Below are 14,359 nucleotides of genomic sequence, written 5' to 3' on the forward strand. Positions count from 1 at the left end.
TGCGATGGAAACGAAATTTAACGGGCGAGCGGAACCGCCGAATTGTCCGCCGGAGCCTGGACCGGTGCGGTCCCGGTCGGGACCGGAGCGGGCGCGGGCTGGGTGATCGGCGCCTGGGTCGCGGGCGTACGGGCCAGCGAGGTGTCGATGGCGGGCGCGCCGCGCGTCGCGGCAAGGACCGCGAGCAGGATCGAGAAGCCGATAAAGGCGGTGGCCAGCACCGCCGTCGCACGGCTGAGGAAGTCGGCCGCGCCGCGTGCCGACATCAGCCCCGACGGGCTGCCCCCCATGCCCAGACCGCCGCCTTCCGACCGCTGCATGAGAATCACCGTGACGAGGGTCGCGGCGATGATGGCGTGGATGACGAGCAGGAATGCGAACATGAGGCGCGTGTGATCCCGATGGAGGGTGTGCGAAAGCGCGCACATAGGCGAGGCCGCGGCTGCGATCAACCTTGCCGCGCCGGACCGAGCCGCGACGAATCGCCGGTCGGGGGGCGACAAGATGTTCGCAAATGCGGAACATCAGTGGAAACCACCATTGGGAAAGGGCGTTATGAACACGTAACAACGCCCGGCAAAGCCCGGCACAGCCATTGGAATCGCCATCGTGTCCCACCCACACGAACCGCAGACGCTGCTGGCCTGGATGTCGGCGCTGGTCGATTATGTCCGTTCGGGTGAACCCGACCTGACCAACCGGCAGATGGCCCTGCTGCTCGTCGTTTACCTGCGTCCCGGCCCGCATACGGTGCGCGGTTTGGCGCGCGCCTTGAACGTCTCGAAACCCGTCGTCACCCGCGCCTTGAATAGACTGGGAACGCTGGGCTATCTGCGCCGCCAACGCGATGATAGCGACAAGCGTAACATCTTTGTCGCCAGGACACCTGAAGGGGCGGACTTTCTTGAAGAATTCGGACATTTCATCGGCGCTGGCGACGCCCCTGCCCTCCAGCGAGCCAGCGCGTAAGAGCTTTGCGCTGCAGGGACGGCGGGTCAGCCTCGACCCTCGCACCCATGCGGTTCGCGCCGATCTGGCCGATGTCCGGCTGGCCGAATACGTATTCGCACCCCATTACGCCGCGCCCCTGCCCTATAAGACGTGCAGCGCGCTGACCTTGCGCGAGGGACGCAAGATCGACAGCGAGGTGCTGGCCGAACTCGCCCCCGGCGAGGCGTTCGAGGTGCTGGAAGTCGCGGGCGGTCTGGCCTGGGGCATTGCGCCGCATATGGGCCTGGTCGGCTATTGCGATGCGGCGTTGCTGGAGCGGGTGCAATGACGAAGACGGTGTTCATCGACGGCGGCGCGGGTACGACCGGGCTGGAAATCGCCGACCGGCTGGCCGGGCGCCCCGACCTGGCGATCGTCACCCTGCCCGACGACCGCCGCAAGGACGCGGGAGCGCGGCGCGAGGCGATCAACGATGCCGATTTCGTCATCCTGTGCCTGCCCGACGACGCCGCGCGCGAGGCGGTGTCGCTGATCGACAATGATCGCACGCGCGTCGTCGATGCCTCGACCGCGCACCGCACCGCGGAGGGCTGGGTCTATGGCATGGCCGAGCTGGAGCCCGAGCAGGGCGACCGGATCGCGGCTGCGCGTTTCGTCTCCAATCCCGGCTGCTATCCCACCGGCTTCCTGGCGCTGGTCCGGCCGCTGGTCCGTGCGGGCCTGATCCCCGCCGACTGGCCGGTGTCGGTCAACGCCGCGTCGGGCTATTCGGGCGGCGGCAAGGCGATGATCGCCGAATATGAGACCGCCGAGCACCGGGCGTTCCGCCCCTATGGCCTGTCGCTGGCGCACAAGCATGCGCCCGAGATGCAGCGTCATTCGGGCCTGGCCCATGCGCCGATCTTCGCCCCCGCCGTGGTCGACACCTATCGCGGCATGGTCGTCGAGGTGCCGTTGCCGCTCTACGCCCTGCCCGGCCGCCCCTCGCTCCAGGCGGTGTCGGACACGCTGGCAGCGGCCTATGCCGACAGCCGCATCGTCCGCTTTTCCACGCAGGACGTGGCGGCGGTGAATATCGAGGAAAATGCCGGAACCGACCGGATGACCTTGCGTGTCTGCGGCAATCCGGCCACGGGTCTTGCTCGACTGATCGCCACGCTCGACAATCTGGGCAAGGGTGCCGGTGGGGCGGCAGTCCAGAATCTGAACATCATGGCCGGGCTCGATCCGACCGCCGGCCTCGTGCTCTAAGGAGACGTCATGACGCGCAATCCCGTTGGCAAGCTGCTGCTGTTCGGCGCGACCGGCGACCTGTCGCAGCGTATGCTGCTGCCGTCGCTCTATAATCTTCACGCCGATGGGCTGTTGCCCGAGGAGTTGACGATCACCGGGACGGCGCGGTCCGATTATGACGATGCGGGCTTCCGCGACTTCGCCGCGCACGCGCTCGACACGTTCCTGCCCGATGACCGCAAGGACGCCGAAAAAATTGCGGGCTTCTTAAATCGATTGCAGTATCAATCGCTCGACGCCTCCTCGATGGAGGGCTTCCCCGCGCTCGCCGAGAAGGTCGGCGACGTGTCGAACGGCCTGGCCATCTATCTGTCGACCGCGCCCAGCCTGTTCGAATCGACGATCAAGGGCCTCGAATCGGTTGGCCTGGCGGGCGAGACGGTGCGGATCGGCCTGGAAAAGCCGCTGGGTTACGACCTCGCCTCGTCCAAGGAGATCAACGACGCGGTCGCCTATGGCTTCCCGGAGGAGCGGACCTTCCGCATCGACCATTATCTGGGCAAGGAAACCGTCCAGAACATCCTGGCGCTGCGCTTCGGCAATTTCTTCTTCGAGCCGATCTGGAACGCCAACGGCATCGACAATGTCCAGATCACCATCGCCGAGACGGTCGGGCTGGAGGATCGCGCGGGCTATTACGAGGGCGCCGGTGCGCTGCGCGACATGGTGCAGAACCATATCCTGCAATTGCTGGCGCTGATCGCGATGGAGCCGCCCGCGCGCTACGACGGCACCGCGATCCGCGACGAGAAGGCCAAGGTCTTCCGCTCGCTGCGCCTGATGAAGCCCGAGGAAGTGCCCCACAACACCGTCACCGGCCAATATGTAGACGGCGCGGTGGGCGGCAAGATCGTCGGCTCCTATGCCGACGAACTGGGCAAGCCGTCGCGCACCGAGACCTTCGTCGCAATCAAGGCGCATGTCGACAATTGGCGCTGGCAGGGCGTGCCCTTCTACCTGCGCACCGGCAAGCGCATGGCCGCGCGCCGTTCGGAGATCGCGATCCAGTTCAAGCCGGTCCCCCATTCGATGTTCGCGGGACGCGGCGGCCTGCTCCAGCCCAACACGCTGGTCATCCGCCTCCAGCCGGAGGAATATATCCAGCTGCTGGTGATGGCCAAGGAGCCGGGGCTGGACCGCGACGGCATCCATCTGCGCGAAGTGCCGCTGAACCTGTCGCTCGACGCCGAGTTCGCCGGGACCCGCCGCCGCATCGCCTATGAGCGGCTGCTGCTCGACCTGATCGAAGGCGACCAGACGCTGTTCGTCCGCCGCGACGAGGTGGAGGCGCAGTGGACCTGGATCGACGCGATCCGCGCGGGCTGGGACGCCAACGACCTCAAGCCCAAATCCTATCCCAGCGGCAGCTGGGGCCCGTCCGCCGCGATCGCGCTGACCGAGCGCGACGGCGTGACCTGGCAGGACGACTGACCCACCCCCGCCCCACCGAGCGGGCGGACGACATCGGCGCGATCCCGGCCCGCCCCACCCGGCGGGCCGCACCTCGCGCCCGGACTATCAGGATAGAGACGACATGACCGACGAAATCGAATGGTGGGATTACGAGGACACTGCCGAGATGGCGGGCGCGCTGGCGGGCGATATCCAGTTCATCATCGAAAGCGCCATCGAGGCGCGCGGTGCGGCGGTGATCGCGCTGTCGGGCGGCAAGACGCCGATCCCGGTCTATGAGAAGCTGGCCCAGGCCAAGCTCGACTGGAAGCGCGTGACGATCGTCCCCGCCGACGAACGCATCGTGCCGCTGGGCGACCCGCTGTCCAACGTGACGATGATCGGCAAGATCTTCCTGCCCAAGGGTGCGCGGGTGATGCCGATCGTGCCGCAGGCGACCCAGGACTATAAGGCCGCGGGCCGCTCGGCCGATGCGCTGATGCAGGAACTCCACTGGCCGCTCGACCTGGTCCTGCTGGGCATGGGCGCCGACGGGCACACCGCCTCGATCTTCCCCGGCCCTGATTATGACGAGGCGCTCAACGGACCCAAGGAGCGCCGCGCGCTGGGCCTGATGCCGGAGCCCCTGCCCCCCGAGGCACCGGTGGCGCGCGTGACGCTCAGCCGGGCGGGAATCGTCTCGGCCCGATCGATCATGATTGCCATTTCGGGACCGGCCAAGAAAAAGGTGCTGGAAGACGCGATCAAGGAAGGGGCATCGTCCCCCTATCCGATCGGCCGCGTGCTGGCCGACGTCGAACTGCCGATCGACATCCACTGGAGCGAGCAATGAGTCTGAACGCCGCCGTCTCGGCCGTCACCGACCGGGTCATCGAACGCTCGAAGCCCGGTCGGCAGGCCTATCTCGACCTGATCGCGCATGAGGCCGAAACGGCGGTGCGCCGCCCCAATCTGGGCTGCGCCAACCTGGCCCATGCCTATGCCGGGACCGAGGAGGACCGCGACGCCATGAAGGCGGATCGCGGCATGAACATCGGCATCGTGTCGGCCTATAACGACATGCTGTCCGCGCACGCCGTCTATTACCGCTATCCGGAGCTGATGAAGGTCTGGGCGCGCGAGGTCGGTGCCACGGCGCAGGTCGCGGGCGGCGTGCCCGCCATGTGCGACGGCGTGACGCAGGGCTATGCGGGCATGGAGCTGTCGCTGTTCAGCCGCGACACCATCGCGCTGTCGACGGCAGTCGCGCTGAGCCACGGCACCTTCGAGGGCGCCGCGCTGCTGGGCATCTGCGACAAGATCGTGCCGGGCCTGCTGATGGGCGCGCTGCGCTTCGGCCATCTGCCGATGATCCTGGTCCCCGGCGGCCCGATGCCGACCGGCCTGCCCAACAAGCAGAAGGCCGCCGTCCGCGAGGCCTTTGCCGAGGGCAAGGCGGGGCGAGACGAGCTGCTCGACGCCGAGATCGCGGCCTATCATTCCAAGGGCACCTGCACCTTCTACGGCACCGCCAACACCAACCAGATGATGATGGAGGTGATGGGCCTGCACATGCCGGGCGCCGCCTTCGTCAATCCGGGCACCAAGCTGCGCCAGGAGCTCAGCCGCGCCGCCGTCCACCAGCTGGCGAAGATCGGGCAGCGCGGCGAGGATTATCGGCCGCTGGGACGGTGCGTCGATGAAAAGGCGATCGTCAACGCGGCGGTCGGCCTGCTGGCGACCGGCGGCTCGACCAACCACCTGATCCACCTGCCCGCCATCGCGCGCGCGGCGGGGATCATCATCGACTGGGAGGATATGGACCGCCTCTCGGCCGCCGTGCCGTTGATCGCGCGGGTCTATCCCAACGGCTCGGCCGATGTGAACGGGTTCGAGGCGGCGGGCGGCATGCCCTATGTCATCCGCGAACTGCTGTCGGAGGGGCTGCTCCACCGCGACATCCTGACGGTGGCGGGCAAGGACCTGTCCGATTACGGCCAGACGGCGGTGATCGCCGACGACAAGCTGGCCTGGACCCCGGTCGGCGATAGCGGCGACGAGACGATCCTGCGCCCGGCCGCTGCGCCCTTCTCGCCCGATGGCGGGATGCGCATCCTGTCGGGCAATATCGGCCGCGCCTGCATCAAGGTGTCGGCGGTCGAGCGCGAGCGCTGGATCATCGAGGCACCCGCGCGCGTCTTCTCCGACCAGTCGGAGGTGCAGGCCGCATTCAAGGCGGGCGAGCTGGAGCGTGACGTCGTCGTCGTCGTCCGTTTCCAGGGTCCCAAGGCCAATGGCATGCCCGAGCTGCACAAGCTGACCCCGCCGCTGGGCGTGCTCCAGAACCGGGGCTTCAAGGTCGCGCTCGTCACCGACGGCCGCATGTCGGGCGCCAGCGGCAAGGTGCCCTGCGCCATCCATCTCAGCCCCGAGGCGATCGGCGGCGGCGCGATCGGGCTGATCCGCGACGGCGACATCGTCCGGCTGGACGCGGTGGCGGGCACGCTCGACGCGCTGGTCGATCCGGCCGAATGGGCCGCGCGCGAACAGGCCGTGACCCCCGCCCCGGTTCAGGGCATGGGCCGCGAGCTGTTCGCATTGTTCCGCCAGGCCGCCGACGAGGCCGAGAAGGGCGCATCGCCCATTCTCGCCGGCGCCGGCCTGTAAAAGATAAGGGGGAGGATATCATGGAAATCGTCGCTGCCGATATCGGGGGCACCCACGCACGCTTCGCACTCGCCGAGGTCGAGAATGGCCGCGTCGTCAAGCTGGGCGAGCCGTGCACGCAGAAGACCGCCGAGCACGCCTCGCTCCAGACCGCGTGGCAGGCCTTCGCGGCGCATATCGGGCGTCCGCTTCCCAAGGCGGCGTCCCTTGCCATCGCTTCGCCGATCACCAGCGACGTGATCCGGATGACCAACAATCCCTGGGTCATCCGCCCTTCGCTGATCCCCGAGCGGCTGGGCGCGGACATCTATACCGTCATCAACGACTTCGGCGCGATCGGCCATGCCGTCGCACAGGTACCCGAGGAGGATTTCCTCCATATCTGCGGCCCCGAGGAGCCTATGCCCGCGCACGGCGTCGTCACCGTCTGCGGTCCCGGCACGGGCCTGGGCGTCGCGCAGGTGCTGATGACGCCGCAGCGTTATCACGTGATCGAAACCGAGGGTGGGCATATGGACTATGCCCCACTCGACGGGATCGAGGATGCGATCCTCAAGCGCCTGCGTCGCACCTATACCCGCGTGTCGTGTGAGCGCATCTGTTCGGGACCGGGCATCATCGCGATCTACGAAACGCTGGCCTCGCTCGAGGGGCGCGCGGTTCCCAGCCGCGACGATCGCGAAATCTGGGCCGAGGCGCTCGAGGGCACCGACTCGATCGCACTGGCCGCGCTCGACCGGTTCTGCCTCGCTCTGGGTGCCGTCGCAGGCGACTTTGCGTTGGCGCAGGGGGCCAAGACAGTCGTGATCGCGGGTGGCCTGGGCTATCGGATCAAGGACAAGCTGCTGCGCTCGGGCTTCGACCAGCGCTTCATGGCCAAGGGGCGTTTCCAGTCGCTGATGGCGCGCATCCCCGTCAAACTCATCACCCATCCCCAGCCCGGCCTGTTCGGCGCGGCCGCGGCCTTCGCACAGGAGCATTCATGACCGACATCGCCACCATCATGCGCACCAGCGCGGTCATCCCCGTGCTGGTCATCGACGACGCCGCCACCGCCAGGCCCCTTGCCGAGGCGCTGGTCGCCGGTGGCCTGCGGGTGCTGGAGGTGACGCTGCGCACCCCCGCCGCCCTCGAGGCGATGGCCGAGATGAAGAAGGTCCCCGGCGCGATCGTCGGCGCGGGTACCGTCGTCAACGAGCAGCAGCTGCGCGACGTGGCCGATGCGGGCGGCGAGTTCATCGTCTCGCCGGGCCTGACCGACCGTCTCGGTTCGGCGGTCGTGGAAAGCGGCATCCCCTATCTGCCGGGCGTCGCCAATGCGGGTGACATCATGCGCGGGCTGGACCTGGGCCTGACCCACTTCAAGTTCTTCCCCGCCGAGACCAGCGGCGGGCTGAAGGCGCTGAAGGCGCTGGCCGCCCCCTTCTACCAGGCACGCTTCTGCCCGACCGGCGGCATCACCGAGGCGAGCGCGGCCGACTGGCTCGCCTTCGACCGCGTGCTGTGCGTCGGCGGCAGCTGGGTCACCGGCGGCTCGATGGCGGACGTCGAGGCCAAGGCCCGCGCGGCGTCGGCTCTGCGGGGCTAATGTAAAATCCTCCCCGGCTTGGGGAGGTGGCAGTCCGATGGACTGACGGAGGGGGGCGTCCTTGAGTGTACCCCCTCCACCACCGCCTTGCGGCGCGCTTTCCCCGTACCGGGGAGGATCAGTGCTGGACCGCCTCCATCAGCCACTGACGAAACGCCTTCATCGCCAGCCCCTCTTTCCGCGACAGCAACCGGGTCAGCCAATAGCATCCGGCGTCGATCTCGATCGCGAAGGGCTGGACCAGCCGCTCCGTCGTCAATTCGTGGCCGAACATCACTTTGGGCGCGAGCGCGACGCCCAGCCCGGCCATCGCCGCCGCCACCATCAGGGCGGAGCTGTCGAACATCGGTCCGCGCAATGCCGGTGCCGGAGCACCCGCCGCCGCGAACCAGCTTTCCCATTCGCTGACCCGATAAGATCGCAACAGCCGCTCGCGCGCCAGATCGCCCGGCTCGCGCAGCCGCGTGGCGACCAGCGGGCGCGCAAAGCGGGGTCAGCGGCGCCGCCATCAGCCGCTCGGCATGGGTGCCGTGCCACGCGCCGTCTCCGAAGCGGATGGCATAATCCAGCCCCTCCCCCGCCAGATCGACCCGATTGTTGTTGATCGACACGCGCAGGTCGATGTGCGGATGGGTGGCCGCGAAATCGTCCAGCCGTGCCAGCAGCCAGCCGGTGGCGAAGGTCCCGACCACGCCGATGTTCAGCACATATTGGAACCGCCCATCGGCGAAGCGATCCAGCGTCGCGCCGATTCGGTCGAACGTCTCCGCCAGCACCGGCACCAGCGCCTGCCCGTCATCGGTCAGCGCCAGCCCACGCGGCAGGCGGTGGAACAGCCGCGCCCCCAGCCTTTTCTCCAGCCCTGCGACCTGATGGCTGACCGCGCCCTGGCTGACGCACAGCTCGATCGCCGCGCGGGTGAAGTTCAAATGCCGTGCCGCCGCCTCGAAGGCGCGCAGGGCGTTGAGCGGCAATTGGGCGCGGTCCATGCTTCATCATGAAATGCGCTCATGGCTCTGTCGAGGGAAGATGCTTTGTCACCGGCGCGCATCACCGGCATCAGGGGGGCGAAGGAGATGGGACATGCCGATCCGAATAGCCGCCGCGCTGATCCTCGCCGCATCCGCAACCGCCGCACCCCAGCATGCCGACGATCCGCTGATCCGCCCGATCGTGACCGACCGCACCGCCGAATGGCTGGCCCCGCGCCCGCCAGTCCGCGTCTTCGGCAACAGCTATCTGGTGGGCTTTGGCGGCCTGAACGTCGCGCTGATCGATACTGGCCGGGGGCTGATCCTGATCGACGGCGCGCTGCCCCAGGCGGCGCCCGCGATCCTCGCCAATGTCGCCCGACTCGGTTTTCGCCCGCGCGACATCAAATATATTCTCAGCACCGAGCCGCATTTCGACCATGCCGGCGGGATCGCCGCGCTGGCCCGCGACACCGGCGCGACCGTCATCGCCAGCCCGCGCGGGGCCCAGGGCCTGCGCACCGGACGGCTGACGGCGGACGATCCGCAGCGCGGCTATGACAGCCGCTTCCCGGCGGTTTCCAAAGTACAGACGATCCGTGACGGTGAAACGCTGACGCTCGGCAACACGACCGTCACCGCACGCGCAACGCCGGGGCATACGATGGGCAGCCTCAGCTGGAGCTGGCGGAGCTGTGCGAACGGATCATGCCGCGCGATCGTCTTCGCGGCGAGCCTGAACCCCGTCTCGACCGACGATTATCGTTTCTCCGCCCCGGCCAACAGGCCGGTGGTTGCTGCCTTCGCCCGGGGGCAAGCGGCGATGCGCGCTCTGCCCTGCGACATCCTGATCACCGCGCATGCCGATCAGGACGGCGCCACCGACCGCTTCCGCACTACCCCAGGCGCCTGCCGCGCCTATGCCCTCTCGTCGCAGCGCGCCCTGGCCCGGCGCATCGCCAAGGAGCGGCACGGCGCACGCTAGGCCCGATCGATATTCACGATTGTGTCTTCTTCCCCTCTCCCCTGGACAGGGGAGAGGGTTAGCGAAGCTTGCCAGCCTGCTGGCTAGCGCAGCTTGGGTGAGGGGCTGAGCGAGCCCAAAGGCTCGCGCGCTCGCTTCGCGAGCGCCCACCCCTCACCCAGCTCCGACTAAGCCTTTGCTCTCGCAAAGACCAAGTCTGCACACCCCTCTCCCCTCTGCGAGGGGCAAGGGAAAGAAAAGGCATCGCCGAACCCTGGTACGGCTTACATTTCCCCGCGCCGGCGGCGGATTGCGTACCATTTCTGCACATTGGCATTATGCTCGGCCAGCGTGTCGGCGAAGACATGGCCGCCCGATCCATCCGCCACGAAATAAAGCGCCTTGCTGTCCGCCGGATCGAGCACCGCGTCGATCGAGGCGCGGCCCGGATTGGCGATCGGCCCGACCGGCAGGCCGGGGCTGGCATAGGTGTTGTAGCCGTTCTTCGCGTGCAGTTCGGATCGCAGGATGCGGCGGCCGAGCGGACGGCCCTTGGTGATCGGATAGATGACGGTCGGATCGGCCTGGAGCGGCATCCCGATGCGCAGGCGATTGCCATAGACCGCCGCCACCGTCCGCCGCTCGGACGGCTTGCCCGTCTCCTTCTCGACGATCGAGGCGAGGATGATCGCCTCCTGCGGCGACTTGACCGCGATGCCGGGCTTTCGGTTGGCCCAGGCGCGGGCGAGATAGTCCTTCATCGCCTTCTGCATCCGCGCGACGACCGAGGCGCGCGTGTCGCCCTTCTGATAGGCATAGCTGTCGGGCAGGATCGATCCCTCCGCGGGCACCGGCACATCGCCGGTCAGCCCGTCGGCCCGCATCAGCGCGTCATGGACCAGGATCGAGGGATAGCCCTCGGGCACCGGCACCAGCCGCTGGCGAACCTTGCCCTCCTGCAGCAGCGCCAGCACGTCCGAGGCGCTGGCCTGTTCGGGAATGGCATATTCGCCCGCCTTGATCGCGCCGCCATGGCCGAACAGACGCGCATAGAGCCGGAAGCGCCCCGCCGAGCGGATCGCGCCCGCCTTCTGGAGTGCGGTGGCGGCGCGCGCCAGGCTCGCACCCTCGGGGACGACCACCGCCAGCGGCTTGTCCGCCGGGCCGCTGCCCGCCCAGTCATGCGCGACCCAGCCGAAGACGGCGATGCCGATCAGCCCCAGCAGCAACCCGATACAGCCGACCTTGCGCATATCTCACCCGGTTTGGTGGGGCGATGCCCCGGACATAGAACAACCCCGGCCCCGATCCGGGTCCGGTCGCGATCAGGCCGATGGCGCGGCTTGATCCAGATTGCAACCGGACCCGGTCGTAGCCGGGGTTGGATATTTCGGCGGGCTGGCCCGGTCCTCCGTTCGCATTGAACGAAGTCGAAGTGCCCGTGCTGCCCGCAGCCACTGACCCCCTTGGCCTTCGACTTCGCTCAGGCCGAACGGAGGTTGGGGATCATGGCATACTATGACCGCCGTTCAGCCCGAGCGCAGTCGAAGGCCAGGGGAAACCCCTGAAGCGCAACGACTCCGCCCCGCCCGAACGGCGGACGGGCGTCAGATCGCCTTCATCACCAGCGAGGCGTTGGTGCCGCCGAAGCCGAACGAGTTGTTCAGCACCGCCTTCACTTCGCGCTTCTTGGCGACGTGCGGAACCAGGTCGACGCCCTCGGTCCCCTCGTCCGGATTGTCGAGGTTCAGCGTCGGCGGCACGATCTGGTCGCGCAGCGCCAGGATGCAGAAGATGCTCTCGACCGCACCGGCCCCGCCCAGCAGATGGCCGATCGCCGACTTGGTGCTCGACATCGACGCACCCGACAGGTCGTCGCCGAACACCCGCTTGGCGGCGGCGAGTTCGATCGTGTCGGCCATGGTCGAGGTGCCATGCGCGTTGATGTAATCGATGTCCGAGGGCTCCATGCCCGCCTTGCGCAGCGCCATGCGCATCGCATTCTCGGCGCCCTTGCCATCGGGGTGCGGCGCGGTGACGTGATAGGCGTCGCCCGACAGGCCATAGCCGACCACCTCGGCATAGATCTTCGCGCCGCGTGCCTTGGCGTGCTCATATTCCTCGAGCACCACGACGCCCGCGCCCTCGCCCATCACGAAGCCGTCGCGGCCCTTGTCATAGGGACGGCTCGCCTCGGTCGGGCGGTCGTTCATGCTCATGTTGAGCGCGCGCGCCTGGGCGAAACCGGCCACGCCGAGCGGGTTGATCGTGCTTTCCGCACCGCCCGCCAGCATGATGTCGGCATCGTCGTCACGGATCATCCGCGCCGCGTCGCCGATCGAATGCGCGCCGGTCGAGCAGGCGGTGACGACCGCATGGTTCGGGCCCATCAGGCCGTATTTGATGCTGACCTGACCCGAGATCAGGTTGATCAGGCGACCATGGACGAAGTGCGGGCTGACCCGGCCCGGGCCCCGCTCGTGCAGGTTCACCGATTCGATCTCGATGCCCGGCAGGCCGCCGATGCCCGAGCCGATCGACACGCCCGCACGCAGCTTCGTGGCCTCGTCCATCTCCGTCAGCCCGGCATCCTCCAGCGCCTGTCCGGCGGCGTCGATGCCATAGACGATGAACGGATCGACCTGGCGCTGGACCTTGTGGTCGACGCGCTTGTCGGGGTCGAAGCCATATTCATGATCCTTGGGCTTCACCTCGCACGCGATGGTGCATTTCTGCCCGGTGGTATCGAACCGCGTGATCGGACCGGCGCCGGACTTGCCAGCGATCAGATTGGCCCAGGCGGTTTCCACGTCCGCGCCCAGAGGCGTGACAAGACCCAGTCCGGTTACGACGACGCGCCGCATATTCCACTCCATTCCACAACGAAAACGGCTCCCCGCCCGCTAGTCGGGGTCGGGGAGCCGCTTGAAACCTGGCCTTAGCGGCCCGTTCGGCCCGCATCACCTGCGGGCCGAGGCCCCGGTATCAGGCCTTGTTCTCGTCGATGTACGTGATCGCGTCCTTGACGGTCGTGATCTTCTCGGCGGCATCGTCCGGGATTTCGACACCGAACTCTTCCTCGAACGCCATGACGAGCTCGACGATGTCGAGGCTGTCGGCACCGAGGTCGTCGATGAAGCTCGCGTCCTCGGTCACCTTGTCGGCTTCGACGCCGAGATGCTCGACGACGATCTTCTTCACGCGGTCGGCGGTCTCGCTCATGGTAATCCCTTCTCGTATCTAATCGGGGGTTGGTAATTCCTGAACGCACGTAGAACGCGCGTCCATGTCTGGCAAGCCCGTCCAGCGACGGACCAGCGCCAGGATAAGATCATTCGTGGCGATTATGCCGTTTTACAGCATCGCCATGCCGCCATTGACGTGCAGCGTCTGGCCGGTGACGTAGCCCGCTTCCCTGGACGCCAGATAGACGACGGCCGCGCCGATATCCTCGCCCTTGCCCAGATCGCCCGCCGGAATCCGGCCCAGCAGCGCTGCCTTCTGCGCCTCTGGCAGCACGTCGGTCATCGCCGACCGCATGAAGCCGGGCGCGACGCAATTGACGGTGATGTTGCGGCTGGCCAGCTCCTGCGCGACCGCCTTCGACATGCCGACCAGGCCCGCCTTGGACGCGGCATAATTGGCCTGCCCCGGATTGCCCGTGGCCCCGACGACCGAGGTGATCGAGATGATGCGGCCGAAACGCGCCTTCATCATCGGCTTGGCCGAGGCGCGGATCAGGCGGAACGCGGCTTCGAGGTTGACGCGGATCACCTGATCCCACTCCTCGTCCTTCATCCGCATGGTCAGGTTGTCGCGGGTGACGCCCGCATTGTTGACCAGGATGTCGAGCTTGCCGCCCAGCGCCTCGACCGCCTGCGGGATCAGCGCATCGACCGCGGCCGGGTCCGAAAGGTTGCAGGGCACCGCGACATGATCGCCGCCCAGCTCGGCCCGAAACGCCTCCAGCTTGTCGATATTGGAGCCGGACAGCGCTAGCTTCGCCCCCTGCGCCGCCAGCGCCTTCGCGACGGCCGAACCCAGCCCACCGGACGCGCCGGTCACGAGGGCGGTCATTCCTGTAAGGTCGAACATGCTTATTCTCCGATTTTCTGGTTCACGCGAAGCCGCGAAGACGCGATGGGCGTATAGTCGTTGACGATGCGGCGGAGCCCTTCCTTCAGGGTGGCACCGCCGAAGTTGATAAGCAGCCCCAAGGGCTGCCTGGTCAGGCGCAGATAGGTGAGGAGTTGTTTTGCATGAGCGGCATTCAGCCGCTCGACGGATTTGATTTCGACAAGAAGGCTGCCTTCGATCAGAAGATCGATGCGGAACGCCCCATCGAATTGCAGGCCATCAAAGCTGAAATCGACCGCCCGCTGCCGCTCTGTGCGATAGCCCATGTCGCTCAGCTTGGCAGCCAGGATCGTCTCATAGACGCTCTCCAGCAATCCAGGGCCCAGCTCACGATGAAGGCGCAAGGAAAGATCGATCACATCGAACGCTATCGTTTCAATGTCTTTCATCTTCGCG

General features: G+C 67.3%; 15 protein-coding genes and 1 pseudogene. 9 read left to right on the forward strand and 7 right to left on the reverse strand.

Annotation, left to right across the window (positions count from 1 at the left end; translation table 11 throughout):
* Nucleotides 1-17 precede the first annotated feature (17 nt).
* Complete coding sequence (gene secG / locus QE363_RS13795; RefSeq protein WP_309696147.1) at nt 18-383, reverse strand: preprotein translocase subunit SecG; 366 nt, start codon at nt 381-383, stop codon at nt 18-20.
* Nucleotides 384-648: 265 nt separating this feature from the next.
* Between secG and QE363_RS13800 the strand changes: the two genes are divergently transcribed.
* From QE363_RS13800 to eda, 8 genes are all read left to right on the forward strand, one after another.
* Complete coding sequence (locus tag QE363_RS13800; protein ID WP_058732142.1) at nt 649-969, forward strand: MarR family transcriptional regulator; 321 nt, start codon at nt 649-651, stop codon at nt 967-969.
* Nucleotides 905-1,279 (forward strand): SH3 domain-containing protein, encoded by a 375-nt coding sequence (locus QE363_RS13805; protein WP_309696149.1) that lies wholly within the window; start codon nt 905-907, stop codon nt 1,277-1,279. Before QE363_RS13800 ends, QE363_RS13805 begins: the two co-directional genes overlap by 65 nt.
* A complete protein-coding gene (gene argC, locus QE363_RS13810; protein ID WP_309696150.1) occupies nt 1,276-2,202 on the forward strand; it encodes an N-acetyl-gamma-glutamyl-phosphate reductase in 927 nt (308 codons plus the stop codon). Before QE363_RS13805 ends, argC begins: the two co-directional genes overlap by 4 nt.
* Before the next feature lie 9 nt (nt 2,203-2,211).
* The gene (gene zwf / locus QE363_RS13815) at nt 2,212-3,675 is read left to right on the forward strand and encodes a glucose-6-phosphate dehydrogenase (RefSeq protein ID WP_307099496.1); all 1,464 of its coding nucleotides are present in this window, start codon (nt 2,212-2,214) and stop codon (nt 3,673-3,675) included.
* A gap of 103 nt (nt 3,676-3,778) precedes the next feature.
* Nucleotides 3,779-4,489: a 6-phosphogluconolactonase gene (gene pgl / locus QE363_RS13820; RefSeq protein ID WP_307099498.1), complete on the forward strand. Its 711-nt coding sequence runs from the start codon at nt 3,779-3,781 to the stop codon at nt 4,487-4,489.
* On the forward strand, nt 4,486-6,303 hold the full coding sequence (gene edd / locus QE363_RS13825; protein ID WP_307099500.1) for a phosphogluconate dehydratase: 1,818 nt from the start codon (nt 4,486-4,488) through the stop codon (nt 6,301-6,303). The genes pgl and edd overlap by 4 nt, the downstream gene beginning before the upstream one ends.
* Before the next feature lie 20 nt (nt 6,304-6,323).
* Nucleotides 6,324-7,289, forward strand: a complete 966-nt coding sequence (gene glk, locus QE363_RS13830) for a glucokinase (protein ID WP_309696154.1) — start codon at nt 6,324-6,326, stop codon at nt 7,287-7,289.
* A complete protein-coding gene (eda, locus tag QE363_RS13835) occupies nt 7,286-7,891 on the forward strand; it encodes a bifunctional 4-hydroxy-2-oxoglutarate aldolase/2-dehydro-3-deoxy-phosphogluconate aldolase (protein WP_309696156.1) in 606 nt (201 codons plus the stop codon). The genes glk and eda overlap by 4 nt, the downstream gene beginning before the upstream one ends.
* A gap of 118 nt (nt 7,892-8,009) precedes the next feature.
* On the opposite strand, the pseudogene QE363_RS13840 reads toward eda, so the two are convergent.
* Nucleotides 8,010-8,880: pseudogene (locus QE363_RS13840) on the reverse strand (LysR family transcriptional regulator).
* Between the two features lie 94 nt (nt 8,881-8,974).
* Between QE363_RS13840 and bla the strand changes: the two are divergent.
* Nucleotides 8,975-9,847 (forward strand): subclass B3 metallo-beta-lactamase, encoded by an 873-nt coding sequence (gene bla / locus QE363_RS13845; RefSeq protein WP_309696158.1) that lies wholly within the window; start codon nt 8,975-8,977, stop codon nt 9,845-9,847.
* Nucleotides 9,848-10,110: 263 nt separating this feature from the next.
* On the opposite strand, the gene mltG is transcribed toward bla, so the two are convergent.
* The 5 genes from mltG to QE363_RS13870 all read right to left on the reverse strand — a co-directional run bounded on the left by mltG (nt 10,111) and on the right by QE363_RS13870 (nt 14,352).
* Nucleotides 10,111-11,079, reverse strand: a complete 969-nt coding sequence (gene mltG, locus QE363_RS13850; RefSeq protein ID WP_309696159.1) for an endolytic transglycosylase MltG — start codon at nt 11,077-11,079, stop codon at nt 10,111-10,113.
* 354 nt (nt 11,080-11,433) lie between these two features.
* On the reverse strand, nt 11,434-12,690 hold the full coding sequence (gene fabF, locus QE363_RS13855) for a beta-ketoacyl-ACP synthase II (RefSeq protein WP_309696161.1): 1,257 nt from the start codon (nt 12,688-12,690) through the stop codon (nt 11,434-11,436).
* 121 nt (nt 12,691-12,811) lie between these two features.
* Complete coding sequence (locus tag QE363_RS13860; protein ID WP_007403554.1) at nt 12,812-13,048, reverse strand: acyl carrier protein; 237 nt, start codon at nt 13,046-13,048, stop codon at nt 12,812-12,814.
* A gap of 132 nt (nt 13,049-13,180) precedes the next feature.
* Nucleotides 13,181-13,921 carry a 3-oxoacyl-[acyl-carrier-protein] reductase gene (gene fabG, locus QE363_RS13865; protein ID WP_307099515.1) on the reverse strand — a complete coding sequence of 247 codons (741 nt, stop codon included), beginning with the start codon at nt 13,919-13,921 and terminating at the stop codon, nt 13,181-13,183.
* A 2-nt stretch (nt 13,922-13,923) separates the two neighbouring features.
* Nucleotides 13,924-14,352 (reverse strand): GxxExxY protein, encoded by a 429-nt coding sequence (locus tag QE363_RS13870; protein WP_309696168.1) that lies wholly within the window; start codon nt 14,350-14,352, stop codon nt 13,924-13,926.
* Nucleotides 14,353-14,359: the final 7 nt, after the last annotated feature.

The sequence above is a fragment of the Sphingomonas sp. SORGH_AS_0870 genome (assembly GCF_031453175.1).
In the GTDB taxonomy this organism is placed as follows: Bacteria; Pseudomonadota; Alphaproteobacteria; order Sphingomonadales; family Sphingomonadaceae; genus Sphingomonas.